Source organism: Roseburia sp. MSJ-14, assembly GCF_018918225.1.
In the GTDB taxonomy this organism is placed as follows: domain Bacteria; phylum Bacillota; class Clostridia; order Lachnospirales; family Lachnospiraceae; genus Petralouisia.
The window spans coordinates 87,881-113,949 of record NZ_JAHLQD010000020.1 but is presented as its reverse complement, the minus strand read 5'-3'; the positions used below and the strand labels follow the sequence as shown (position 1 = coordinate 113,949).

The following is a 26,069-nucleotide window of genomic DNA, read 5'->3' as shown; positions in this document are numbered from 1 at the left end:
GGAAGTAAGACCCCTTGAAGAGTACAAGGTAGATAGGGCAGAGGTGGAAGTGCAGTAATGCATGGAGCTGACTGTTACTAATCGGTCGAGGGCTTGACCTAGAGAACTTAGGGAAATCGAACGAAGTGAAGATTGAGCTTAGTTCGAAGGTCGTTCCGAGGAACTTAATGAAAGCGAGCCAAAGGCGAAGGTTGAATTTAGTGAACGGAACTTCCTTAAGTGGAAATCGGATAATTTCTGTGTGAACTTTTTAAGGTATATAAAACATTATTCCTCGATAGCTCAGTCGGTAGAGCACGCGGCTGTTAACCGCGCTGTCGTAGGTTCAAGTCCTACTCGGGGAGTTTTTTTATTATCAAAGAATAGTTAAATACTTAAGATTAGGCTCCTTGGTCAAGCGGTTAAGACATCGCCCTTTCACGGCGGTAACACGGGTTCGATTCCCGTAGGAGTCATTTTCTGATATATTGCATATAATACAGTAGATGGTATAATTTTATAAAATATGGCGCCGTAGCCAAGTGGTAAGGCAGAGGTCTGCAACACCTTCATCACCAGTTCAAATCTGGTCGGCGCCTTTTAGAGATTTCAGAAGAATTTCTGAAATCTTTTTTCTTATATTATAGAATATTTAGAAAATACCATGCTGTATTAAAGATAGAAGGGAATGTATTTAAATGAAAAACTGTGTACTTATTACAGGGGGAACAAGTGGAATTGGATATGCCTTAGCACAAAAATTTGCAAAAGAACATTATGAAGTTTTAATAGTTGCATCTAATAAAGAACGATTAGTACAAACAAAGAAGAATTTGGAACAGGCATATGGAACATCGGTACATATATATCAGCAGGATCTTTCAAAAATAGGAGCAGCAGAAGAACTGTATAAAAAAATAAAAAAAGAGAACATAGAGATAGATATTTTAGTAAATAATGCAGGATATGGAGCAATAGGAGCAACGGAGTCTATAGATAAAGAAAAAGACAGAGGCTTGATGGTATTAAATATGATTACGCTTACAGAATTATGTAAGTTTTTTTTAGCGGATATGTATAAGAGAAAAAGGGGAAAAATACTGAATGTTGCATCTACTGGAGCATTTCAACCAGGTCCGTATACAGCGACGTATTATGCAAGTAAGTCTTATGTTTTAAGTTATAGTAGGGCAATTAGGAGAGAAGCTGCAAAATATAATGTACAAGTATGTATATTATGTCCTGGAACTACAAATACGGAGTTTTTTCATAAGACAGGGAAAAAAACACCAAAGGGTGCCATGAACCCAGGTAAAGTGGCGGTGTATGCATACAATAAGTTAATGAAAAATAAGGAAATAATCATTCCGGGAATTTTAAATCGAATACTTAGAGTGATTCCTATAAGAATAAAAATATTTTTTGTGGAATTGATAAAAAAGAAATAGAAAAAAGTGTATTAAATCCTATACAAGGTTTGACGAATGCAAAAAAAAGGTATAGCATGATAAAAATGAAAGGAAGTAGAAAAATGAAGTATTTAAGACAATTTTTTATTATTATGTTGATATCGTTATTGGGTGAAACTTTAAAGTGGCTGATTCCATTACCAATTCCGGCAAGTATTTACGGGTTGGTATTAATGTTACTTGCATTATGTACAGGAGTTATTACGGTGGATAAGGTAGAGGAAGCCAGTACTTTTTTAATAGAAATTATGCCAGTCATGTTTATCCCGGCATCGGTAGGACTACTTGATAGCTGGGGGGTATTAAAAGATATTATTTTGCCAATAGGTGCAATTATTGTTATTACTACAATTATAGTTATGGGATTTACCGGAAAAATAACACAGGGAATTATACGAATGGAAAAGAGGAAAAAGAATGAATAATTTAGCTCAGGAATCTATATTTTTTGGAATGGCAATCAGTCTTTTGGGGTATGAAATAGGACTTATTATAAAGAGAAAGTTTAAGATGGCTATTTTTAATCCTCTTTTAATAGCGGTAGTAATAGTAATTTTATTTTTAGTAGTATTTCATGTGGATTATGAAACTTATAACAGTAGCGCAAAGTACTTGAGTTATTTGTTGACACCATCAACGGTTTGTCTGGCGGTTCCTTTATATCAACAGCTTCATTTATTAAGAAAAAATGCGAAGGCAGTAATTTTAGGAATAACCAGTGGAGTAATTATCAGCCTTACCAGTGTGTTACTATTAAGTAAGTTATTTGGCTTGAACCATCAGCAGTATGTGACTATGCTCCCAAAATCAATTACAACAGCAATTGGTATGGGAGTATCAGAGGAAATGGGAGGAATTGTCACCATTACAGTAGCATCTATTATTATTACCGGAATTCTTGGAAATATGATGGCAGAATTAATCTGTAAAATATTTCGTATTACCGAGCCCGTTGCAAAGGGAATTGCAATAGGGACATCGGCACATGCCGTTGGAACAGCAAAGGCGATAGAAATGGGAGAAATAGAAGGAGCTATGAGCGGTCTTGCGATTGCGGTGGCAGGTCTTTTAACCGTAATAATGGCATCGTTCTATGCAAATTTAATGTAATCAGAAATAAAATATAATTTGCAATCTCTGTAGGCAGTGTTATAATAAAGATAATAAAAACAGACAGGAGTGGGGTTTATGATTATTACAATCGGAAGAGAATTTGGAAGCTATGGACATGTAATTGGGAAGAAGCTTGCAGAAAAATTGGGAATTAAATATTATGATAAGGAATCTATGGCAATAGAGGCAAAAAAATCAAGTCAGTACGAAGAATTAAAAGCATTTTATGAAGAGGAACCGGTAAGTAGTCTGTTATATGTTATAGCATTAGACAGCGGTTCTGGAAGACATGGAGAGGTTCCGTTTCAATTTATTCGCCAATTAGCAGCAAAGCAGGATTGTGTAATTGTTGGAAGATGTGGAAATTACATTTTAAAGGACAATCCGGATATGACAAGCGTATTTATTCATGCACCAGAGGAATATCGTATTCAAAAAACTGCTGAGAGTCGAAAGCTTAGCATGGAAAAAGCAAAGAAGTTAGTAGAAAAGGAAGACCGTGCAAGAGCAGGATTCCATAAGTATTATGCAGATGAGATATGGAATTGTAGTGATTCCTATCAGTTGACTATTGATAGCAGTGTTGTCGGGGTTGATGGAGCAGTAGAAATGATTATGGAATTTTTAGATAAAAAAGAACGTATGAAATAATAAATAAAAAGTATTACAGCCGCTGACGGGGGTAACGTCGGCGGCTGTAAGCATGTAAAGGGAGATAATTATAAAAAACAGAAATAAAAAATTTCCATAATTATAATAACGTTATATTTAAAAAAAATGAATATAAAATTTCTTGGAAATATGTTGTAAATTTGAGAACTCCATTTTAGTATATTGTGAGACTACTTTTTCAAGTATAAAATAAAGGTCAGATGTAAAGGAGAGGGAAAAGAAAAAGGAGGATTTTACACTATGAAATGGACACACAAATGTGCGAAGAGAGCTATGGGGCTGCTAACGGCTGCGGTAATGTTGTTCTCTTTTGTGCTGTCTGGGGGAACAACGATGACTGCGAAAGCAGACGGGGGGGAATATAAGGGTGCAACAGTGAGTGCAAGTGGTGTTACTTTTTATTATTATGATACTACGAACACACACACAAAGGTTTATATGAAGGGAAGCTGGGATGGAAGCTGGGGGGCTCATATTCCGTTGACAAATGATGGCAATGGTGTTTGGAGTGTAACAGTACCATTTAGCGGTGACGGAGTAACAGGTGTAGAAGCATTTTATGGCGATGGAACACCGGGAGGAGTAAGTGGTAATACAACAGTTACTTTTGAAAAAGGAACTACATATGCTTATGGATTTGAGGATAATGTAGGTGGAGAGTGGATTGGTACAGATGATAATAATCCAAAAGTTGGAGGAAATTCTGAAATTGTAGGAAGTCCTGTAATATCCGCAGACGGTGTAAAATTGTATTATTATCCAGAACATGGAACTTATCCAACAATGACTGTAAAGTATCGTGAAAAAGGAAGCAGTACAGCTTGGGCAGATGCAGCTTCTGTTACAATGAATTTGGATACTACCTATACAGCAATTTTATCGGCTACAATTGATACAGCTACATTGGCAAGTGGAACCTATGAGTATAAAATGTATAAAAATGGTACCGAAGTAGCAGATAATCTGGTAAAGGAACAAATTTTTAAAGTTTCTAATATTCCGGCAGAAGATCCAAGTGTTAAAAGTCCGGTTGTAAAAGATAATGATGTAACATTTAATTATTATGGTCCGACTGCAAATAAAGTAACTGTAAAAGGTGAAATGACAGGATGGGCAGAAAAAGCATTAACGAAAAATGAAGCAACCGGTTATTGGAGTCTTACCATTTCCGGAGTAGCAAAAGGAACCTACCAGTATGGATTTATGGTAGATAATAATTGGACAGAAGATAAGCTGAATATAGCTGAAAAAGTTGGCGGTAATAATGTATTTACAATTACCAATGAATTACAGACAAAAGTAAAGAGTCCGGTAGTAAATGCATGGGGAACAACTTTTAATTATTATGCACCGGATGCAACCAGAGTTCAGTTGGCAGGAGAACTTACCGGATGGACAGAAGATACAGCAGCAGATATGATTCAGGATGCAGAAGGTTGGTGGACAATTACTATTCCTAACGCAGCAGCAGGAGATTATGGTTATAAGTTTGTGGAAAATGGAGATTTTTCAAATGGATGGAAACAGGACCCATTAAATGCAAGCAGAATGCCAAGCAGCGATAACTGTAAAGTAACAGTAAAAGGAACAGAATCTGGAATTAGTCCGGTAATCGAAGGTACTAAGGTGACTTTTGTATATCCGGAAAATCCAAAAACTTCTGAAAAGGTAAGATTAGCAGGAGATTTGACAACACCTCAGTGGGGGGATAGTGAAGAAGAATTTACTTATAATACAAGTAAAAAACAATGGGAATATACCAAAACAGTAGCACCGGGAAGCTACGCATATAAATTTATAAAAAATGCAAGTGACTGGATGACAGACCCTGCAAACGAAGAAACTACAGCAGATGGAAATAGTAAATTGTTAATTGCAGGACTTACAGATACTTCAATTCAGGCAGAAAAAGGTGTAGCAACAAAGTTGCCGGAAACTGTAAAATATTATGCAGGTGATGGTACAGAACATCAGGTAAAGGTTACATATTCTTTGCCAAGTGGCGTTACAGGTGTTTCTATAAGTGATGGAAATATTACAGTGGAAAAATCTTATACAGGTAAAAATATTGCAGTAACAATGAAAGCAGGAGAGTTTGAAGCAACATTAACTGTAATACCAGTAGAAGATGTTTACAATTATACTATTTATTATTTTGACAAGAATCATCAGACAACAGATTCTAGTGACTTGTGGTTGTGGGAAGTAAATGGAGCACCGGGAGCTGCTTATGATTTCACAGAAACAGAAGTATTAGAAGATGGAAGAACATGGTTAAAAGCAACAGTTTCTGCTTCTTATACAAATTTCGGAATGATTGCACGTTCTAAAGGAGAATGGAGCTGGCAGGGACCAGATGTTTACTATACCAATACAGATAAAAATAAAAATGTAACATTGTATTTGGTTGCAGATGATACAACTGCATATACAACATTACCAAAGATTGTGGAAGCAAAAGATCGTTATGCAATGATTGAGTATGTACGTTCTGCTGGTGATTATGATAATTGGTATTTGTATACATGGAACAGCGGTTTTGGAAGTGAAGTAGATATTCCACTTACCACTATTAATGGAAAACAGTACTTTAAGGTACCGATTAAAAAGAACACCAAGAGTTTATCCTTTGTTGTTCATAGAAAAGATGGAGAGGATGCATGGGCAGAAAAAGACGGCGGAGACAACAGCCTGTCTACTCCATTAAAACAGACCGTAACAGAAGCTATTTATACTCAGGGACAAGGTATTAGTTATATTTATCCGGAAAACATGGGATATAAGCTAGATACCAAAAACGGAAGAGTAGGATTTTTCTATCGCGATGATGATCTAGTATTGGAAGGTAAATTAAATACCTTAGAAGGAAAAGTTCAGGTTGAAATTGATGGAAATACATATGATATGACCTATGATGCAGATACAGACCGTTTTGTATATTATTACAACAGTCTGACAGAGGGAGATCATTATTATCGTTTTTGCATTGATGGAAATTACCAGTTAGATGCATATAATGACAGAGTAGAAGAAAGAGCACCATTTGTAAAAGCAACAGATAATAATCTTACAAATGCTAAGGGTGCAAATGGTACTTTGGTAGAATATTCTGTTTATACTTATAAAAAGTATGCAGCATCTGCAAGTGCAGAGTTTTCACAGAAAACAGTAGATTACACACAAAACTCTGTATTAAAAGTTACAGCAAACAAAGTAGATGATATGGAAGTAAGTGCAGTAACTGCTGATATTTCTGCATTAGGTGGAAATAGTCAATTTGTAATTGATCCACAGTTAATGGCAGGAACAATTGCAGTAAATGAAAATGTAAAACCGGGAACATATACGATTCCAATCACAGTAAAAGACCAATATGAAAATGAATATACTACATCTGCAACTATTACAGTAACAGAAAAGACCGGAAATGATTTTGATTGGGATGAAGCGATTATTTACTTTATGGTAACAGACCGTTTCTATGATGGAAATACATCCAATAATATAGGTGTAGAGAAAGATAATCCATCTGGATATCATGGAGGAGACTTTGCAGGAGTAACACAGAAGTTAGATTATTTAAAAGAGTTAGGAATCAATACAATTTGGATTACTCCAATTGTAGATAATATTGATGATGCACTGACCACAGAAGTGCCGGGAATTACTTCTCATGGCTACCATGGATACTGGGCAAAGGATTTTACAACATTAGATCCAACCCTTGGAACAGAAGCAGAATTCCAGACTTTAATTAGTGAGGCACACAGCCGTGGCATTAAAATTATGGTAGATGTAGTGCTGAATCATGCAGGTTATAATACAGAATCTGTTTTCGGAGATATGATTCGAAGCAGTGCAGAAACGGTATCCGGTGATGACCAGTTAGCACCGCTTTCCGGACTTCCGGACTTTGCAACGGAAAAAGCAGAAGTAAGAAATCAGTTAGTTGCATGGCAGACAGCATGGATGACAAATTATAATATTGATTACTTCCGTGTAGATACTGTAAAACATGTGGATGATACTACATGGAAGGCATTTAAGAATTCTTTAACAGAAGCAAACCCAGCATTTAAGATGATTGGAGAATATTCCGGCGCGGGATATACTTTTGATGGTGGTCAGTTAAGAACAGGTCAGATGGATTCGCTTCTTGACTTTGATTTTAATGATTTCGGACAGCAGTTTGTAACGGGAAGCATCAGTTCTATTGAAAAGAAGTTAGAGGAAAGAAATAACACAATTGATAATACAGCAACTTTAGGAAACTTCTTAAGCAGTCATGATGAAGACGGATTGGTATATAAACTGATTAGTGAAAATGGAATGACAGAGAAGGAAGCACTGAACAAGATGTTAGTTGCGGCATCTTTACAGATTACTGCCAAAGGTCAACCAGTTGTTTATTATGGGGAAGAAATTGGATTGTATGGGGCAAATAATTATCCATATCAGACCAACCGATATGATTTTGACTGGAGCAAGGTAACATCTGACAATAAAATCTTGAACCATTATAAGGGACTTTTAGCTGCAAGAAATATATACAGTGAAGTATTTGCAAAGGGTGAAAGAGTAGGTCTTGGCACAAGTGATGCAGATGGATATGTAGTGTTTGACCGTGTTTATGAGGGACGTCATGTTGTAACTGCATTAAATACTACAGATAAGGCAAAAACAATTACCTTTGATTTGAAGAAGGTAGCAGTAGATGATGTATATACGAATTTGATTACATCTGGATATGGAAACAGCAGTAAAATTGATGGAACAAAGGTGACATTGACTATTCCGGCAGCATCTGAAGGTGGCACATATATGTTTACCTATGCAGATAACAAGCAACAGCAGCAACAGCAGCAACAACAGCAACAAGAAGCAAAACTGGAAAATACCGTAATTAAAACGGGAGATGCTACGCAGGTAGCAGGATTAGTATTGATGGTGTTATCAGCAGCAGTTGTAATGGCTGAGATAGCGCGTAAAAAGAAATATTGTTAATAAAGTTTTAAGTAGTACAAGGAGAAAACAGCATGAATTTTGCAGAGATTTACCATAAGACAGAGCCGCCGTATTGTTATCCACGAAATGAAAAGGAAATGATTGTGAATATCAAGACCGGATATGACGTGGAGCGAGTATGGATTTGCTATGGAGATCCATACAGCAGTGGAATTGCGGGAGGTGTAGAAGGATGGAGTGGAACAGAAGAAGAAATTATTTACAAAAAGGACCTGAAGTATCAACGATTCTGGACAACCACAGTAATTCCGAAATATAAGAGACTGAAATATTATTTTATATTGGAGAGCAATGGAGAACGGTACTATTATTATGAAGATGGTATTATCAATGGGGAACAGCAAAAACTATCCGCAAAAATGTTTCAGTATTTTATATTTCCATGGATGAATCCTTCCGATATTGCAAAAACACCGGATTGGGTTAACCATATGGTTTGGTATCAGATTTTCCCGGACCGGTTCTGCAATGGAAATCCTGCACGAAATTCTGCACAGGTGAAGCCATGGAAGAAGGGAAGGGTAAAAAATGAGGATTTCTATGGCGGAGACCTGGAAGGAATTATTAAAAAGCTGGACTATTTGAAAGAACTGGGTGTAACGGGGATTTATCTTACACCGATATTTGAATCTCCGTCTACACATAAGTATGATACAAAAGATTATATGGAAATAGACCCGCAGTTTGGTGACAAGGAAGTCTTCGGACGTTTGGTAGAGGAAATGCATAAGCGTGATATGAAGATTATGCTGGATGGTGTATTTAATCACTGTGGAACCAGTTTTCCATTTTGGAAAGATGTGGTAGAAAAGGGACCGGATTCACCATATTTTGATTGGTTTATGGTACATAAATGGCCGTTTGATACGACTGTATGGGATACCAGAGATGGCAAGTATGATTCCTTTGCATTTGCAGCAGGAATGCCAAAACTAAATACAAACAATCCGGACGTGGTAGCATATTTTCAGAAGGTATGTAGTTATTGGGTAGAAAACTTTGATATTGATGGGATTCGATTTGATGTGGGAAATGAAGTATCTCATCAGTTTTTAAAGACCATAAGAAAGACGGTTAAGAGTATAAAGCCCGATATTTATCTGTTGGGAGAAATTTGGAATGATGCATCCTTGTGGTTAGTGGGAGATGAATATGACTCTGTTATGAATTACCCATTAACCAGTAGCATTAACGACTTTTGGATTGATAAGAGTTTAACAAAGGTAGATTTTGAGCATACAATTAATCGGTGCTACACCATGTATATGCAGCAAAACAACAATGTATTGTTTAACTTGTTAGATTCCCATGATACAGATCGCCTTTTCTCCAGAACAGGAGATGAAGATGCATTTTATCAGGAATTGTGTGTGCTCTTTACTATGCCGGGAAGTCCTTGCATTTTCTATGGGACAGAAATTGCCATGGAAGGAGGACATGATCCGGATTGTCGTCGGTGCATGCCTTGGGATGAAATAGAAGCGGGAAAATATGAAGAAAGAATTGCTCAGATGAAGCAGCTTATTACACTTCGAAAAGGGCAGGATACCTTTCGTAGTCTTCACTTCCATTTTCCAAATGAAATCAATAATCCAAGAGTAATCGAATACATTAAGTTAGAGTGGGAACAGAAGTTATTTGTTTATATGAATTGTTCAAAACAGGCAGAAGAAATTCCGCAAAAAGAAGTATTATTTGCTAGGAAGTATGAGAATGGAAAGTTATTACCTGGAGGAGTTTTGATTCAGAAATAGGTAGAAAAGAACATGTATGCCAAAAGCATATGTGTTCTTTTTTCTCCCAAATAACGAGAAAAATCGAGTGCTTATATAGCATGTTTGACATAGTTTTATAAAATTTATAAAAAAACGCAGAAATCTGATATATTTCAAAAAATGCTTATATTTACCTTGAATTTAATCAAAAGTATAATGAAATCATCAGATAAAAGTCTGAAAGTAAAGAATTTATATTTTTAGGAGGAAGCAAAATGAAAAAGAAACTCGTATCATTATTATTAGTTTCTGCTATGGCATTCGGAACATTAGCTGGATGTGGTAACAGCAATGACAGCAAAAAAGCTGACACAAAAGATGCAGGGGAAAGCAAAGATGGAGAAACAAAAGATGTTTCTTTAACAGTATGGAGCCCACAGGAAGATCAGGATACTGGCTGGTTAAAACAGCAGTGTGAAGCTTTCAATGAAGCTCATCCGGAATGGAACGTTACATTTACTTATGGTGTTTGCCCAGAAGGTGAAGCAAAAGATACAGTAAAGAACGACGTTGAAGGAAGCGCAGATGTTTACATGCTTGCTAACGACAATATTCCAGATTTGGTATCTTGCAACGGATTAGCAGAAATCGGTGGAAGTTACTTAGATGATATTAAAGCAAATAACTCTGAGTCTATCGTATCTTCTGTTACATATAACGATGCTGTAGTAGCATTCCCATTTACATCTAATACATGGTTTATGTACTATGACAAGAGTGTATTCTCTGAAGATGATATTAAGAGCCTTGACACAATGCTAGAAAAAGGAAAAGTTTCCTTCCCAATTACTAACTCTTGGTATATTCAAGCTTTCTATGCAGCAAACGGATGTACTTTATTCGGTGATGGAACAAAAGAAGATGACGGAATTGACTTTGGTGGAGATAAGGGTGTAGCAGTTACAAACTACTTAGTAGATTTAGTTGCAAATCCTAACTTTGTTAACGATGCAGACGGAGCTGGAATCGCTGGTCTTCGTGATAAGAGTGTAAACGCTATCTTCTCCGGAACATGGGATGCAGATGCTGTAGAAGAAGCACTTGGTGAAAACATGGGTGTTGCAGCACTTCCTACTGTTAAAATTGATGGACAGGATCAGCAGATGAAATCCTTCATGGGATCTAAAGCAGTTGGTGTAAATCCACATGCAAAGGATATGGAAGTGGCTATGTCTCTTGCAGCATACCTTACAGGTGAAGAATCTCAGTTAGCTCATTATGAAATGAGAAACGTTCTTCCATCTAACACAAACATTGATGTTTCTGACAATGCTATCGCTGAAGCAGTTGCAGATGTTATGAAGAACACATCTATCGTACAGCCATTAGTATCTAAGATGGGTAACTACTGGAGCCCAGCAGAAAACATGGGTAAAGCAATCTTCGCTGGTGAAGTTACACATGACAATGCAGCAGATAAAACAGAAGAAATGAATACAGCAATGAACACTGATGCAGCAGCAGAATAAATAATAAGATAGTTAGCGGTTCGGAGTTAATAAGAACCGAAGACTCCAGGATGCCGTAAGAACCGGCACCCTGGATGTCTTTGTTAAATGATAGGAGGCCCAAAAGTGAAAAAGGCTGAGGCAAAGAAAAAAAGAGTAAAAGAGTTTCAAGATCCTTATACAGTTACCGGAGCGTTGGTAAAAGGAAATATAATTACAAAATTGTCCCTGTTGATTATGGGTCTTGGAAATATTGCACATAAGCAAGTTATAAAGGGACTGATATATTTAGCAGTTGAAATCAGTTGGTTAGTTTATATGATTCAATATGGTTTCTACAGCATGTCCATGTTGCCATCTCTGGGGTGGAGAGAGCAGCAGAAAGTTTGGAATGACGCAAAAAGTATTTTTGAATATACAGCAGGAGATCAGTCAAGTCTGATTTTGCTATATGGTGTTGCAACTATATTTGTTACCTTCTTATTCATTATTGTATGGAGAGATTCTGTAAAGAGTGGATATAAGGTAGAATTACTTGCTAAAGAAGGCAAGCATATTAATACATTTAAAGAAGACTTCAAGAGTTTGTTTGATAAAAATTTACATAAATTATTATTAGCAGGACCAATCATGGGGGTATTGGTATTCACAGTATTACCATTGTTATATAATATCACCATGGCTTTCACAAATTACAGTAAGATTGGTGATAAGCTGGTACTGTTTGACTGGGTAGGACTTGCAAACTTTAAGAAAATTTTAAATATTAAAGATGGTATTGGAGGACAGTTCTATTCTGTATTAGGGTGGACATTAATCTGGGCGGTATTTGCAACTGTATTGAATTATATCTTTGGTATGATTTTAGCAATCGTAATTAACCGTAAAGACACAAAGGCAAAGGGATTTTGGAGATTTTGTTTCGTTATTTCTATTGCTGTACCACAGTTCGTGTCTCTGCTGATTATGAGAACAATGTTGCAGCCGACAGGTATCGTAAATACATTGTTATTGAAATATGGTTTGATAGACAAGGCACTACCATTTTTTACAAGTGCCACATGGGCAAGAGTTACTGTTATTGTAATTAACTTATGGGTGGGTATTCCATATACCTTACTTCAGGTAACAGGTATCTTGCAGAATATTCCGGCAGAGCTTTACGAAGCAGCTAAAATTGACGGAGCAAATGCAGTGCAGACATTCTTTAAGATTACATTACCATATATGTTGTTCGTTATGACCCCATATCTGATTACACAGTTTACAGGAAATATTAATAACTTTAACGTTATCTTCCTGTTGTCAGGTGGTAATCCAACCGGTGTTGGCGATACAGCAGGTAAGACAGACCTTTTGGTTACCTGGTTGTATAAGTTAACCGTTGATAAGAGTTATTATAATTTAGGTGCAGTTATTGGTATTATGACCTTTATTGTATTGGCAATTGTTGCTTTGGTAACATATCGAAATACCACATCCTATAAAGATGAGGAGGGATTCATGTAATGAACAGTGCAAGAAAAAAAGTTACAAATGTTATTGTGCATATATTGTTAGCAATATTGGCATTTATTTGGGTGTTACCAGTGTTTTGGGTAATTTTGACAAGTTTCCGTGGAGAAAAGGGATCATATGTATCAACCTTTTTTCCAAAGACTTATACATTGAACAATTATGTTAAGTTATTTACGGATACAAGTATTTTGGACTTCCCTAAGATGTTCATGAATACATTTATTATCGCAATTTTTACATGTATTATTTCAACAGTATTCGTACTGTCAGTATCTTATTGTATGTCCAGAATGCGCTTTAAGATGAGAAAACCATACATGAACATTGCCATGATTTTAGGATTATTCCCTTCTTTCATGTCTATGATTGCAGTATACTATATTTTGAAGGCATTAAATCTTGTAAACGGATCTATGATTCGTCTGGCATTGATTATTGTATTCTCTGCCGGTAGTGGTGTTGGATTCTATGTAGCAAAGGGATTCTTTGATACCATTCCAAAGGCTTTGGATGAAGCTGCAATTATTGATGGAGCTACTAAGTGGCAGACATTTACAAAAATTACAATTCCACTGAGTAAACCGATTATTGTGTATACCGTTTTGACATCCTTTATGGCACCATGGCTTGACTTTATTTTTGCAAAAGTTATCTGTCGTGCAGATGCAACTCAGTACACAGTCTCTATTGGATTGTGGAAGATGTTGGAAAAAGAGTATATTGATTCTTGGTATACCTGTTTCGCAGCAGGTGCCGTAGTAGTATCTGTTCCAATTGCTATCTTATTCCTGATTACGCAGAAATTCTATGTAGAAGGTATGAGCGGAGCAGTAAAAGGTTAATAAATTTATCCGCAGAGACGGAGAGAATATCAAGGGAGAGGCGGAAAAGTCTCTCCCATTTTGTTTAAGACAGGAGAAGTATATGAAAAGAAAAGTACAGGCATTGATTTTGACCATTTGTCTGGTAGCGGGGAGTTTCCTTACTGCTTGTTCAAAGGAAAAAAATGTAGAAGCATTAAATATTGTAGATGATAATTATCGCAATTATTACGAAATATTTGTAGGTTCCTTTTATGACAGTGACGGTAATGGAACAGGCGACCTGCAAGGAGTCATTCAAAAGTTAGATTATATTAATGATGGGGATGACAAAACAGATACAGATTTAGGCTTTAATGGAATATGGCTTATGCCGATTATGCCTTCCGATTCCTATCATAAGTATGATGTAAAAGATTATTATGATATTGATAAAAGTTATGGAACTATGGAAGATATGGAACAGTTGATTGAGGAATGTCATAAAAGAGGAATAAAATTAATTATTGATATGGTATTTAATCATACATCTGCATCACATCCGTGGTTTACAGAGGCATGTGATTACTTGAAAAGTCTGCCGGAAGGAGCAGAACCGGATACATCACAATGTAAGTATGTAAATTATTATAATTTTGCAAAAGATAAAGGCGGAGTAAATACCTGGCATCAGGTTGGAAATAGTGAATGGTATTATGAGTGTGTATTCTGGGATCAGATGCCGGATTTGAACCTTGGAAATGAAGATGTAAGAAATGAAATTGAAAATATAGCAACATTTTGGCTGGATAAGGGAGTGGATGGATTCCGCTTGGATGCAGCAAAGGAATATTATTCCGGTGAAGTAGACAGAAATGTAGAAGTACTGTCCTGGTTTACAAATTATGTGAAAAGTGTGGATAAAGATGCTTATGTGGTAGCGGAAGTGTGGGAAAAGTCAGACACCATTGCCAAATATTATGCCAGTGGAATTACAAGTTTGTTTGATTTTCCAATGTCTCAGAGTGATGGAAGAATCGCAAAAACTGTGCGTGGAGTTGCAGACGATAAGAGCTTTACAGAAGCATTAGAAGCGTTTGACAGTAAATATCGTGCACAAAATCCAGCATATATAGATGCACCGTTTTTAAGTAATCACGATACTGCCAGAGTGGGAGCACAGTATGCATACAATGAAAATCAAATGAAATATGCAGCAGGATTATTAATGACAGAAAGTGGTAGCCCGTTTGTATATTATGGAGAAGAAATCGGAATGGCAAGCAGTGGTAAAAAGGATGAAAATAAGAGACTTGCTATGTACTGGTCTGATGATGATAAGACAGGTATTGCCAATGATCCGGTGGGGGCAGATGAAGTAAAACAGAAATTTGAACCGGTGGATAAGCAAATAGAAGATGAAAATTCTATTTATAATTATTATAAAAAGGCAATTCGGATTCGAAATACTTATCCGGAAATTGCAAGAGGAACCATACAGGCAGTAAAAGATATCAAACAGAAGAATGTATCAGCCATGACTAAAACCTGGAAAGATGATACGATTGGAATTATTTGTAATTCTTCGGAAAAAGAGGTCAAAATATCTTTAAAGGATATAGGCATGGAGAAAATGTCTGTTTGTAACTACCTTACTGTGGATGGAAGTGAAATTACATCCACAAAAGAAGAAATAAAAATGCCCGCATATTCTATTGTCTTTTTGAAATAAAGCAATTATAATGATATTATCTGTTCTTGTGGCGGCGCTTTGTAGCACCGCCAATAAGTCGTGTATAAATGACGGAAAGGTGATATCATTATGTATCATATCTTAATTGTTGATGATGAAAAAATTGAAAGAAGAGGAATTCAGTTCCTTTTAAAACAAATTGATGTAGAGTTGGATATAGAAGAAGCAGCAAATGGCCGGGATGCATTGGAACGATTAAAACAAAAGCGATTTGATATTATGCTGACAGACGTAAAAATGCCGTTTATGGATGGACTTCAGCTAATTGAAGAGGCGGTAAAAGTAGATTCAGAAATGAAAACGGTAATTTTCAGTGGATATGGTGAATTTGAATATGCCAGAAAAGCATTATCTTTTCGGGTGGTTGATTATATGCTAAAACCGGTAGAGCCGGAAGCGTTTGAAAAATTAATTAAGAAAATTATTTCTCAAATGGAAAGTCGCCAGAGAACGAAAAAAATTACAGAAAAGGGATTAAGCTATGTAAAGGAACATGCATTATATGGACTTTTAAATGGAAAATCTATAGAAGATGTAAAGAAAGAGTCTGGTGAGTTAGTAGATATTCAGGAATTTGAAGAAATCAAATGTTTATTATTGTTAGAGTTTATGGGAGACTTTTTCAATAAAGCAGGAGTAGAGTTTAAAGATGAGATTTTGCAGGTTGCCGGTGAGGATAGTTTGTATTTGAATTTAAATCCTCAGCAGTCTGTATTATTGTTGAAATATGACGATGTCAGTGACGTGAAAAATATGGCACAGTCAGTAATTAATTATATCAAAGAAACCTATCAGGAAGATTGTTTTATTGCAATTGTAAATGATATTGCAGAATCTGTGGATTTGGAAAAAGCATATAATGAAGCAGAAATGCTGATGGAAGGTCGTTTTTATCAGCCGGAGCGTAAAATCTATGTTTCAGAGAATACTGATATGACAGGAGAAGAGGCTGAACACACCAATGATGATACGTTGATGAAGCAGATGAAACAAGACATCCGTATGAAGGATATTGCCGGATTGCGGGAGCATTTTGGACGATTATGTGACAAGTATCGCAATAAGACGGATTTTTCTCAGATATATATTAAGTTTGTGTTTTCTAATCTGTTAAAAGATATTTACAGTAGTATGCCAAAGATAGATGAGACACAGTTAAATGAAGAAATTACACAGTTATATAGTGTAACAGATTTCAAAACAATTATGGATACTGTAAATAATAATATTGACCGTTTGGAAAAGAGTTTTGGAAGCAGTCCATCTGTATTGCATCGAGAAATCGAAACGGTAAAACAGTACATTTATGAGCATTATAGTGAAGAACTCAGTGTAGATGCATTGGCACAAAGTGTATATATGGCACCAAGTTATTTAAGCCATGTGTTTAAAAAAGAAACAGGACAAAATATCAGTAAGTTTATTAAAACTTATCGCATGGAAAAGGCAAGAGAGATGTTAGAGAATACACACAACAAGATTGTGAATATTAGTTATGCTGTAGGGTATCCCAATGTATCTTATTTTTGTCAGAGTTTCCGTGAGTATTTTGGAATCAGTCCTCAAAAGTATAGGAGCCAGGGGGAAGTAAATGAAGAAGATATATCGTTGGATCAAGGATCTGAAATTACGAAATAAGTTATATCTTATCTATTTAGCAGCAGGGTTGTTACCAATGTTGATTGTAGGTATATACTGCTATCATTTTGTGAATCAGCTATTAGTAGAACGAGAAGTAAAAAATCTGCAAAATAGTTTGAATCAGGCAATGGGAGTAGTAAATAATCAATTGACAATTTACGAGAACATGTCGGATTATCTGGCATTTAATCAGGCGATTTTGCAAACGGTGTCATATCCCTATGAAGATAATTATTATGAGATGTATAATCAGTTTTCTACAGTATTTGACCCCATGGTAACATCTTTAAAATATTTACATAATGACATTAAGCAGGTTACTATTTATGCAAGAAATGATATTGAAAGACATGATACTACACTTGCGCCCATTACAGATATAGAAAAAGAGCCCTGGTTTGCACAGCTTGCTGCCAACAATAATAAAATACTGTGGGTGATGGATAAGTCCCAAAAGAAGGTATTTTGTGTAAGGAATATGCCACAGTTGCAGGGAGAATCCGGAGTTATTTATATTGAAGTAGATTATGATAAGTTGTTTGAGCCTTTTACCCAGATGTTGGATGAGAACTATGGCGTATATGTGCAGAAAAATGACAAAATGATTTTTGATTATAATGTGTTTAAGAAACCATATGATGAAATGGATTTTAGCGAGAAAAATATTACTTCGCTAAAGACGGCGAATGACTCGGAATTTATTTTTGTAGATTGTGATTCCAAAGAGGAAATCGGACTTCATGCAGGATTATATCGTCCAACTTCTCAGATTGAGACGACCATTCGTCCAATGATGAAGACAATGGTATTGATTTATGTAATCAGTATTATTGCAGCAATTATGCTATTGACACAGCTTACCAGAATCATTGTAAAAAATATCGAAAAGTTAACTCAGAATATGAAGGATGTAAAAAGAGGAAACCTGGAGGTAACGGTAGTAAGTGATTCACAGGATGAAATCGGAGAATTAATACAAGGTTTTGGAGATATGGTAGAGCGGATAAAGACCTTGATAGAAGAAGTGTACGAGGGAAAAATTTCGTTGAAAGAATATGAAATGAAGGCACTTCAGGCTCAGATTAATCCTCACTTTTTATATAATAGTCTGTCTTTAATTAACTGGAAGGCAATTGAAGCAAACGAAAAGGATATTAGTAAAATTACATTAGCCTTATCAAAATTTTATCGAACTGCGTTGAATAAAGGAAATAATGTGTTGCCATTAGAGGATGAGATTAGTAATGTAAAGTCTTATCTGGATATTCAGTTGATGATGCATGATTATGAGTTTGATGTGGAGATGGATATTGATGAGCGGATGTATTACTATGATACACCAAACCTGATTTTACAGCCATTAATTGAAAATGCCATTGACCATGGTGTGGACTTGAAAACAGAAGGCAGAGGAAAGATTATCATTCGCGGCTGGAGTGAAGGGGAAACCATGTACCTTTCTGTAGAAGATAATGGAGTGGGCATGGAAGAAGAGGTAGCTAAGACAATTATAACGCAAAAATCAAAGGGATACGGTGTCCGAAATGTAAATGAAAGAATAAAGTTAATATACGGACAGGAGTATGGTCTTGATATAAAAAGTAAAGTGGGAGAGGGAACTACAATTACGGTAAAGCTTCCAATTGTAATCAGAAAAGGAGGACTGAATCCGTGAAAAAGAAAGTAATTAGTGTGCTTTTAGTAGCTGCATTGATGACAGGATGTACTTTTTCTGCAAAAGAAGAACAGCAGGGAAAAGAAGAGCAAAATCTGGCAGAAGAATATGAAGTGGCCAGCACTACCCCCTTCGGAAAATATCCTAAGGAAGTGACCTATACCCTTGGAAAGATGACAAGTACTAATAATTCTAATCTTCCGGAGGGAGATACCTATGAAAATAACGTTTACACCAGATATCTGAAGGATATGCTTAATATACAAAATGTGGATGTATTTGAAGAAACCAGTGTTTCTTATTACGATATTGTAAATATGGCAATTGCAGAAAATAATCTTCCGGATGTGATGTTAGTTCAGGGATTAGATAACTTGCAGACCTTGGTGGAAAATGACATGATAGAAGATTTGACAGATGCCTATCAAAATTGTGCCAGTGAACGTATTAAAGATATTTATGCCAGCTATGATGAGAGTGTTTTGGGAAATGTGACATTTGATGGAAAGCTCATGGCATTGCCGGAAACCAATATTTCTGATGGTCCACAGTTATTGTGGCTACGAAAGGACTGGATGGACAAGCTGGGATTAGCAGAACCACAAACATTAGAGGATGCAGAAAATATTATTGAACAGTTTGTAACGCAAGACCCTGGTGGAAATGGAGCAGGAAATACCATTGGACTGGCATGTGAAAATGACATTTGTGGTGAGATGGGATATAACTATGAATATCACCTGGATATTTTATTTGCTAAGTATGATTCGTATCCGCAACAGTGGATGAAGGATGGGGATGGAAAGCTTTATTATGGTGGTGTGCAGCCGCAGACAAAGGAGGCACTTGCCAAAGCAAGAGAATGGTATGAGCGTGGTATTTTAGATAAGCAGTTCTTAATGCGTACTAATGATAATATTGCAGATACGATTATTGAAGGAAAGTGTGGAGCATTTTTCGGACCCTGGTGGGCACCAAATAATCCATTGATGGAAGCAATGCAGGAAAATCCGGATGCAGAGTGGAAACCATATCTATTGTCTAATACAGAGGATGGAAAGACAAGATATGCACAGCAAAACGCAAGTACTCAGTATGTAGTGGTGCGAAAGGGATATGAACATCCGGAAGTAATTATGAAAACAATTAGTGTGCTGTTTGATTATGTTCGTTATACGGATATTAATAACGAAGATTTTATCCATTATTATCAATGGAATGTGGATCCCACAGCACGACCTGTTTATATCAATGTAGATTACAGTGATGCATTGAATCGTTGTTACAATGAGCTGACTTCTGCATTATCAGGGGAGAGGGATGTAGACAGTATGGAGTTGTTAGAACAGTCCTATTACCAACACTGTTTAAAATATATAGACAATCCGGAAACGGCTACGCCGGATCAGTGGGCCGCATATACCTCACGAATTACAGCGTGTGAAGTATTAGCGGGAGCCCAGACAGAAGAAGTAAAGACCTATTTTTTTGCAGAAACAGATACCATGCGTTCTATGTGGTGGAAATTAAAGGAAATGCAAAAACAGACCTATTTAGAAATTATTACAGGTGAAAAACCAATTGATTATTTTGATACTTTTGTGGAGCAATGGTATCAGACTGGTGGAGAAAAGATATTACAAGAAGTAAATGCCGGAATGTAATAACGATAAGTAAGGATAGAAAAGGAGAGAATAGTATGGAAAAGCGAGAAATGAAAAAACTTGGTGTAACTGCAAGTTTGCTGGGATTTGGATGTATGCGTTTTCCTACAACCCCAGAAGGTAAAATTGATGAGCCAAGAGCAGAAAAAATGTTGGATATGGCATATCAGGCAGGGGTAAATTACTTTGATACTGCATATCCATATCATGAAAAGGCAAGCGAACCATTTGTAGGACGAGTATTAAATAAGTATGACAGAGATACTTATTACCTGGCAACCAAATTGCCAACCTGGCTACTGGAAAAGGAAGAAGATACAGAAAGAATCTTTCAGGAACAGTTAGAGCGACTACAAAAAGATTATGTAGATTTTTATCTGATTCATGCCTTGGACAAAGAACGTTGGGAAAAAGTGAAAGAGCTAAATGTAATAGAACATTGTGAGAAGTTACAGAGGGAAGGAAAAATTAAATACCTGGGATTTTCTTTTCATGATGACTATGAAGTGTTTGAGGAAATTTTAACAAGCAGAGACTGGGATTTTTGTCAAATACAGTATAATTACATGGATACAGAAGAACAGGCAGGAGACAAGGGGTATGCATTGACGGAAAAGTTAGGAGTACCGCTTGTAATTATGGAGCCGGTTCGTGGCGGAAGTCTGGCAGGTTTTTCCGAAGACATCGAAGAGATGTTTCATAAACTAGATGCGGATAAGTCGGTTGCTTCTTATGCATTGCGCTGGGTAGCAAGTCACCCAAATGTAAAAGTAGTGTTGAGTGGAATGTCTACAGAAGAACAGGCACAGGATAACCTGAATACCTTCACACATTTTAAGCCGTTAAATGAAAAAGAGGAAAGTACCATTAATGAAGTGGTGAAAACACTACGCAGCAGGGTGAAAAATGGTTGTACCGGATGTGCTTACTGTATGCCATGTCCGGCAGGTGTGAATATTCCGAAAAACTTCCGAATCTGGAATCAGTATCATATTTACCAAAGATATGGAGTTATAAAGTATTCTTGGGAAGAGATGGAGGAAAAAGAAAGACCAGTCAACTGTATAAAGTGTGGAAAGTGTGAAAATGTCTGTCCACAGCACCTTTCCATTCGTGAAAATTTGGAACAGGTGCAAAAAGACTTGGAAGAAGCAAAAAGAAAATAAGAAAAGCAGGAGCAAAAGCAATGAAACAGGCGATAGAATTAAGGGAATTATTGAAGAAAATTGACCGTAAAGGATATCCTGCCTATAAAGAAACCCGGGGACAATACCAGTTCCCGGGTTATGTGTTAAGTATAGACCATGTACAAGGGGACCCATTTGCGGCACCTTCTAAAGTGAGCGTACAGGTGAAAGGAGCACAGGCAGGTTTTGCAAAGGAATTATATGATAAGGAGCATAAAAGAATTGCATTGCAGGATTACTTATTGCGGCAGTTTGGGAAGGAAGTAGCGGGCTTTGCATTTCAGGCGAAGGGTTCGGGAAAGAGTGGCTTAATGTCGGTAAGTCGTCCGGGACAGGAAATTTTAGAACGCAGTGCATGCAGTATACAAGAAGAAAACGGTGACATTTTGCTGCGACTGGAAATTGGGTTTCCTGCAAACGGAAGAACCATTAATGCAAGAGAACTGGAGAAAATAATATTTGATTTTTTACCGGAGTGCGTAAGAAAGTCCCTATATTATAAGTCATTGAATAAAAAACAAGTGCAGCAGGTTATGGAATTGTCACAAGACCAGCAGTATATTCGAGAAGAATTAAAAAAACGCAATCTGTGTGCCTTTGTGGCAGATGGTAGTGTTTTACCAAGAGAGTCAGGGATTTCTCAAAAGCCTATGAAAGGTGCGATAAAATTCCGGTCACCAGAGTCATTAAGAGTAAGCTTAGAATTGCCTTATTATGGAACATTAACAGGAATGGGAATACCAAATGGGATCACATTAATTGTGGGTGGCGGTTATCACGGAAAATCTACCTTGTTAAAAGCTTTGGAAATGGGTGTTTATAATCACATTGCCGGAGATGGTCGAGAGTATGTCATTACGGATAGTTCTGCAATGAAAATTCGGGCAGAGGACGGCAGAAGTATTAAAAATACAGATGTGTCTATGTTTATTAACCATTTGCCAAACGGGAAGAATACAAAACATTTTTCCACGGAAGATGCCAGCGGAAGCACCTCCCAGGCAGCAAATGTAATAGAGGCAATGGAGGCAGAAACGAAAGTATTTTTAATTGATGAAGATACCAGTGCAACTAACTTTATGATACGAGATGAGCTGATGCAGCGTGTGGTAAGCAGGGATGCAGAGCCGATTACACCGTTTATAGACCGAATTGAGGAGTTGTATAAACACTATGGTATTTCTACTATATTGGTAGCAGGAAGTTCCGGCTCTTATTTTCATAAAGCGGATGTAATTTTGCAGATGGAGCAATATATTCCACGGGATATTACCGACTTTGCCAAACAAGAGGCAGAGAGTTTTCCCATTCCTGTGGAAAAAGTACCGAAAAGTGAACGACCATCCTTTGAACGAAAATTGAAATTCTATGTAAAAGGAAAACGTGGTGATGACCGGATAAAGGTGAAAGTTCAGGGAAAGGATGGATTTTCCTTAAACCATGAAACTGTGGATTTACGTTATTTAGAGCAGATTGCAGATGTGGAGCAGGTAACGGCGCTGGGGTATATTTTAAAATATGTAGCAGCAAATATGGGAAAGGGAGAAAAAACACTTCAGGAAATCTTAGGGAAGTTAGAACAGATATTGGCGCAACGAGGATTGGCCGGAATTTGTGATGGAAATTATTTACCGTCAGGACTTGCAATGCCTAGAAAACAGGAAGTATTTGCATGTTTGAATCGATGGAGAGGGTAAGGAAAAATACCTTATAAAAAACATTTGATACGAGAGAGAAAATAATAAAAAGGTCATTTTTGTAAGTTGACAGTATGGCATATATACCATATAATGTGATTAAAGTAGAAGGGAGGAAGAAAGATAAAAAATAGATTTGATGTAGAGTTTTATACAAAAGATAATGGAGAAAAACCTGCAAAAGAATTTATTTTAAGCCTTGATAAGAAAATGCGAGCTAGAATGTTGGGAATAATCGATATACTAGAAGAAAAGGGAAACTATCTTAGAGAGCCATATAGTAAATATTTAGAAGATGGAATTTTTGAAATAAGGGTAAAAGTTGGAAATAATATATCAAGAGTATTATATTTTTTCTATTTTGAGAAAAGAATAGTTATTACAAATGGATTTATTAAGAAAACCCAAAAAAACCCAAAACAAGAAATAAAATTGGCAAAGACATATCGAAATCATTTCTTAGAAAGGATGGAACATCATGAGTGAATTTAGAGAATTTTTAAATGAACAGTTACAAGACGAAGAGTTTCAGAAAGAATGGAATGATATTCAGCCGGAAATGGATGTTATTCGGGCAATTGTGGATGCCAGAATTTCGCGGAACCTTACGCAAAAGGAGCTTGCCCAAAGGACAGGAATTAATCAGGCGGATATTAGCAAGTTAGAAAATGGAACCAGGAATCCATCATTGAAATTATTAAAACGTCTTGCTGATGGAATGGATATGGTTTTGAAAATTGAGTTTGTACCAAAAGCAAAAGTTTAAAAGGGTTAAAAAGAGGCTGTCAATGAGAAAAAAATCTCAGTGGCAGCTTTTTGAAATAATAAAAGATGCATTAAAAGTAAAAATCCTCTTGACAGAATACTGTTTTCTGCATATAATCCATATATAACCTAGTTAACAAGTATGAAATATAGGAAAAAGACAGGAGGATGCAGATGAAACAGATATTATGCTTTGGAGATTCAAATACCTATGGATTGATTCCGGGAACGAAGGACCGCTATCCTTGGGAAGTGCGTTGGACTGGAATTTTAGCAGAAGGGATAAGGGAAAAAGGTTTTCAGGTAGTGGAGGAAGGTCTTTGTGGAAGAACAACGGTCTTTGAAGATGAACTACGGGACAATCGAAGAGGTGTGGCGGTACTTCCTATGATTTTAGAATCTCACCAACCATTGGAAAAGGTAGTTCTTATGCTTGGAACCAATGATTGCAAGACAATTTATCAGGCATCTGCGGAAGTAATCGGAAAGGGTGTAGAAAAGCTGGTGCACCAGATACAGGCGGCGGATAAAAATATAGAGATTCTTTTGGTATCTCCTATTTTGCTGGGAGAAGGTGTGGGAGAAGAAGGATATGACCCGGAATTTAATCAGGAATCCGTTGAAACCTCAAAGGGCTTAAAGGCAGTTTATGAGCAGGTGGCAAAGCGCAACGGTTGTGCCTTTTTAGCTGCATCCGACTACGCCAAGGCAAGTGGCGCAGACCGTGAGCATTTAGACGAGAACGGACACAGACAGTTAGCAGAGGCAGTTTTACAAAGAATAGCGTAAAAATCTCATCAAATCGTCAATAAGTAGGAAATCTTGATTTAACGCTTGATAAAGTTTGAATAGTTTTCCCGGAGCTGTTCTAAGTATTCCGCACGTTTTACTGCATCCGGGCATTCCTCTGTCAATTTCATAATCAATAAATCAACAACCGTCATCGGGGCGACCATGGAATGATATTCATTTGGTTCGCCCCGATAACTGTAAAGAAGTATATCCGCACGGGTAATTTCCGGAGAAGCAAGAAGGTCTGTAAACAAAATGGTCTTATAGTGAACCTTTTTGGCATGCCGGAGTAAAATTTGCACTTCGGATAACAGGCGGGAATAGCTGAACATAATCACCAGGTCACGACTGCCAAGGTTGGTCATGGTTTCATAGATACCGGAACCGGTGGCAATGGGAGTAAAGGTAAGCCCAAGGCGGCGACAGCGATAAGTTAAAATATCTGCAAGACCAATGGCGGCATCGGTAGCGAAGAAATAAAGGTGCTTTGCCGTAAAAATAGTATGTACTGCCTGGTGAAGTACCTCCGGTTCTAACTTATCCAGTGTGTGCATGATATGGTCTTCGTACTGACTTTTTATATTCTTTAGATGGCTTTCCTCGGCTTGCCAACGTTTTAAAGCAAATGAAGTTCTGGCAGAAGGGGAGGACTGCTCGGCAAGACGTACAAAATCTTTAAAGTCTTTCATATTTTGAAATCCAATTTTTTCCCAAAAGCGAGATACCGTAGAGCTGCTTAGGCCCAGAGAGTCTACAAGGCTTTCTGTGGTAAGATAGGGAAGGTTTCTTTGATTTTTCATCAAATGATCCATAATTTTGTAATCTGATTTAGAAAAAGAATCTTTATGTTCCTCATATAATTTTTCAAGCATTTCTTGAAACCTCCAGGTAGAAATTTTTATAATTTTGCTCATTTATGGGGCGGTGACTCTATTGGAGCCACCTTACCAATAAGAAAAACTGATATTTAAATGCAAGCATGACATATCAATTTTTCTTATTTTAGGTGGTTTTGAATAGTTACCTTTATTCTAACAAAATATCTCAAAATTGCAATAAAAATTGCAAAACAATAAAAATGAAATAAATTTACTCA

General features: G+C 36.7%; 19 protein-coding genes, 3 tRNA genes and 1 rRNA gene. 22 read left to right on the top strand and 1 reads right to left on the bottom strand.

The window, feature by feature from the left end; all coding sequences use genetic code 11:
* From KQI83_RS09015 to KQI83_RS08910, 22 genes are all read left to right on the top strand, one after another.
* Positions 1-101, top strand: a 23S ribosomal RNA gene (locus tag KQI83_RS09015); the annotation flags it as partial.
* 170 nt (positions 102-271) lie between these two features.
* Positions 272-344, top strand: a tRNA-Asn gene (locus KQI83_RS09010).
* 39 nt (positions 345-383) lie between these two features.
* A tRNA-Glu gene (locus KQI83_RS09005) sits at positions 384-455 on the top strand.
* A 52-nt stretch (positions 456-507) separates the two neighbouring features.
* Positions 508-578 (top strand) — tRNA-Cys (locus KQI83_RS09000).
* Between the two features lie 99 nt (positions 579-677).
* A complete protein-coding gene (locus tag KQI83_RS08995; protein ID WP_216556822.1) occupies positions 678-1,427 on the top strand; it encodes an SDR family NAD(P)-dependent oxidoreductase in 750 nt (249 codons plus the stop codon).
* A gap of 83 nt (positions 1,428-1,510) precedes the next feature.
* Entirely contained in the window at positions 1,511-1,873 is a 363-nt protein-coding gene (locus tag KQI83_RS08990) for a CidA/LrgA family protein (protein ID WP_216556820.1), read from the top strand.
* Positions 1,866-2,558, top strand: a complete 693-nt coding sequence (locus KQI83_RS08985; RefSeq protein WP_216556818.1) for an LrgB family protein — start codon at positions 1,866-1,868, stop codon at positions 2,556-2,558. Before KQI83_RS08990 ends, KQI83_RS08985 begins: the two co-directional genes overlap by 8 nt.
* A 78-nt stretch (positions 2,559-2,636) precedes the next feature.
* Positions 2,637-3,212, top strand: coding sequence for a cytidylate kinase-like family protein (locus KQI83_RS08980; RefSeq protein ID WP_216556816.1), 576 nt, complete (start codon positions 2,637-2,639; stop codon positions 3,210-3,212).
* A 261-nt stretch (positions 3,213-3,473) separates the two neighbouring features.
* Complete coding sequence (locus KQI83_RS08975) at positions 3,474-8,237, top strand: alpha-amylase family glycosyl hydrolase (protein ID WP_216556814.1); 4,764 nt, start codon at positions 3,474-3,476, stop codon at positions 8,235-8,237.
* 32 nt (positions 8,238-8,269) lie between these two features.
* A complete protein-coding gene (locus tag KQI83_RS08970) occupies positions 8,270-10,012 on the top strand; it encodes a glycoside hydrolase family 13 protein (RefSeq protein WP_216556812.1) in 1,743 nt (580 codons plus the stop codon).
* 236 nt (positions 10,013-10,248) lie between these two features.
* Positions 10,249-11,502 (top strand): extracellular solute-binding protein, encoded by a 1,254-nt coding sequence (locus tag KQI83_RS08965; RefSeq protein ID WP_216556811.1) that lies wholly within the window; start codon positions 10,249-10,251, stop codon positions 11,500-11,502.
* Between the two features lie 87 nt (positions 11,503-11,589).
* Positions 11,590-12,990, top strand: a complete 1,401-nt coding sequence (locus tag KQI83_RS08960) for a carbohydrate ABC transporter permease (protein WP_216556809.1) — start codon at positions 11,590-11,592, stop codon at positions 12,988-12,990.
* On the top strand, positions 12,990-13,841 hold the full coding sequence (locus tag KQI83_RS08955) for a sugar ABC transporter permease (RefSeq protein WP_216556807.1): 852 nt from the start codon (positions 12,990-12,992) through the stop codon (positions 13,839-13,841). The genes KQI83_RS08960 and KQI83_RS08955 overlap by 1 nt, the downstream gene beginning before the upstream one ends.
* An 82-nt stretch (positions 13,842-13,923) precedes the next feature.
* Entirely contained in the window at positions 13,924-15,531 is a 1,608-nt protein-coding gene (locus tag KQI83_RS08950) for an alpha-amylase family glycosyl hydrolase (protein WP_216556805.1), read from the top strand.
* Positions 15,532-15,621: 90 nt separating this feature from the next.
* Positions 15,622-17,190 (top strand): response regulator transcription factor, encoded by a 1,569-nt coding sequence (locus KQI83_RS08945; RefSeq protein WP_216556803.1) that lies wholly within the window; start codon positions 15,622-15,624, stop codon positions 17,188-17,190.
* The gene (locus tag KQI83_RS08940) at positions 17,144-18,868 is read left to right on the top strand and encodes a sensor histidine kinase (RefSeq protein ID WP_216556801.1); all 1,725 of its coding nucleotides are present in this window, start codon (positions 17,144-17,146) and stop codon (positions 18,866-18,868) included. Before KQI83_RS08945 ends, KQI83_RS08940 begins: the two co-directional genes overlap by 47 nt.
* Positions 18,865-20,532 carry an extracellular solute-binding protein gene (locus KQI83_RS08935; RefSeq protein ID WP_216556799.1) on the top strand — a complete coding sequence of 556 codons (1,668 nt, stop codon included), beginning with the start codon at positions 18,865-18,867 and terminating at the stop codon, positions 20,530-20,532. Before KQI83_RS08940 ends, KQI83_RS08935 begins: the two co-directional genes overlap by 4 nt.
* Before the next feature lie 35 nt (positions 20,533-20,567).
* On the top strand, positions 20,568-21,698 hold the full coding sequence (locus tag KQI83_RS08930; protein ID WP_216556797.1) for an aldo/keto reductase: 1,131 nt from the start codon (positions 20,568-20,570) through the stop codon (positions 21,696-21,698).
* A gap of 20 nt (positions 21,699-21,718) precedes the next feature.
* Positions 21,719-23,416 carry an ABC-ATPase domain-containing protein gene (locus KQI83_RS08925; RefSeq protein ID WP_216556795.1) on the top strand — a complete coding sequence of 566 codons (1,698 nt, stop codon included), beginning with the start codon at positions 21,719-21,721 and terminating at the stop codon, positions 23,414-23,416.
* 123 nt (positions 23,417-23,539) lie between these two features.
* Positions 23,540-23,902 carry a type II toxin-antitoxin system RelE/ParE family toxin gene (locus tag KQI83_RS08920; RefSeq protein WP_216556834.1) on the top strand — a complete coding sequence of 121 codons (363 nt, stop codon included), beginning with the start codon at positions 23,540-23,542 and terminating at the stop codon, positions 23,900-23,902.
* Positions 23,895-24,182, top strand: a complete 288-nt coding sequence (locus KQI83_RS08915; protein WP_216556794.1) for a helix-turn-helix domain-containing protein — start codon at positions 23,895-23,897, stop codon at positions 24,180-24,182. Before KQI83_RS08920 ends, KQI83_RS08915 begins: the two co-directional genes overlap by 8 nt.
* Before the next feature lie 173 nt (positions 24,183-24,355).
* Complete coding sequence (locus tag KQI83_RS08910; RefSeq protein WP_216556792.1) at positions 24,356-24,970, top strand: GDSL-type esterase/lipase family protein; 615 nt, start codon at positions 24,356-24,358, stop codon at positions 24,968-24,970.
* Positions 24,971-25,008: 38 nt separating this feature from the next.
* Here KQI83_RS08910 and KQI83_RS08905 read toward each other — a convergent pair whose 3' ends face one another.
* Positions 25,009-25,845 carry a MurR/RpiR family transcriptional regulator gene (locus KQI83_RS08905; RefSeq protein ID WP_216556790.1) on the bottom strand — a complete coding sequence of 279 codons (837 nt, stop codon included), beginning with the start codon at positions 25,843-25,845 and terminating at the stop codon, positions 25,009-25,011.
* Positions 25,846-26,069 lie beyond the last annotated feature (224 nt).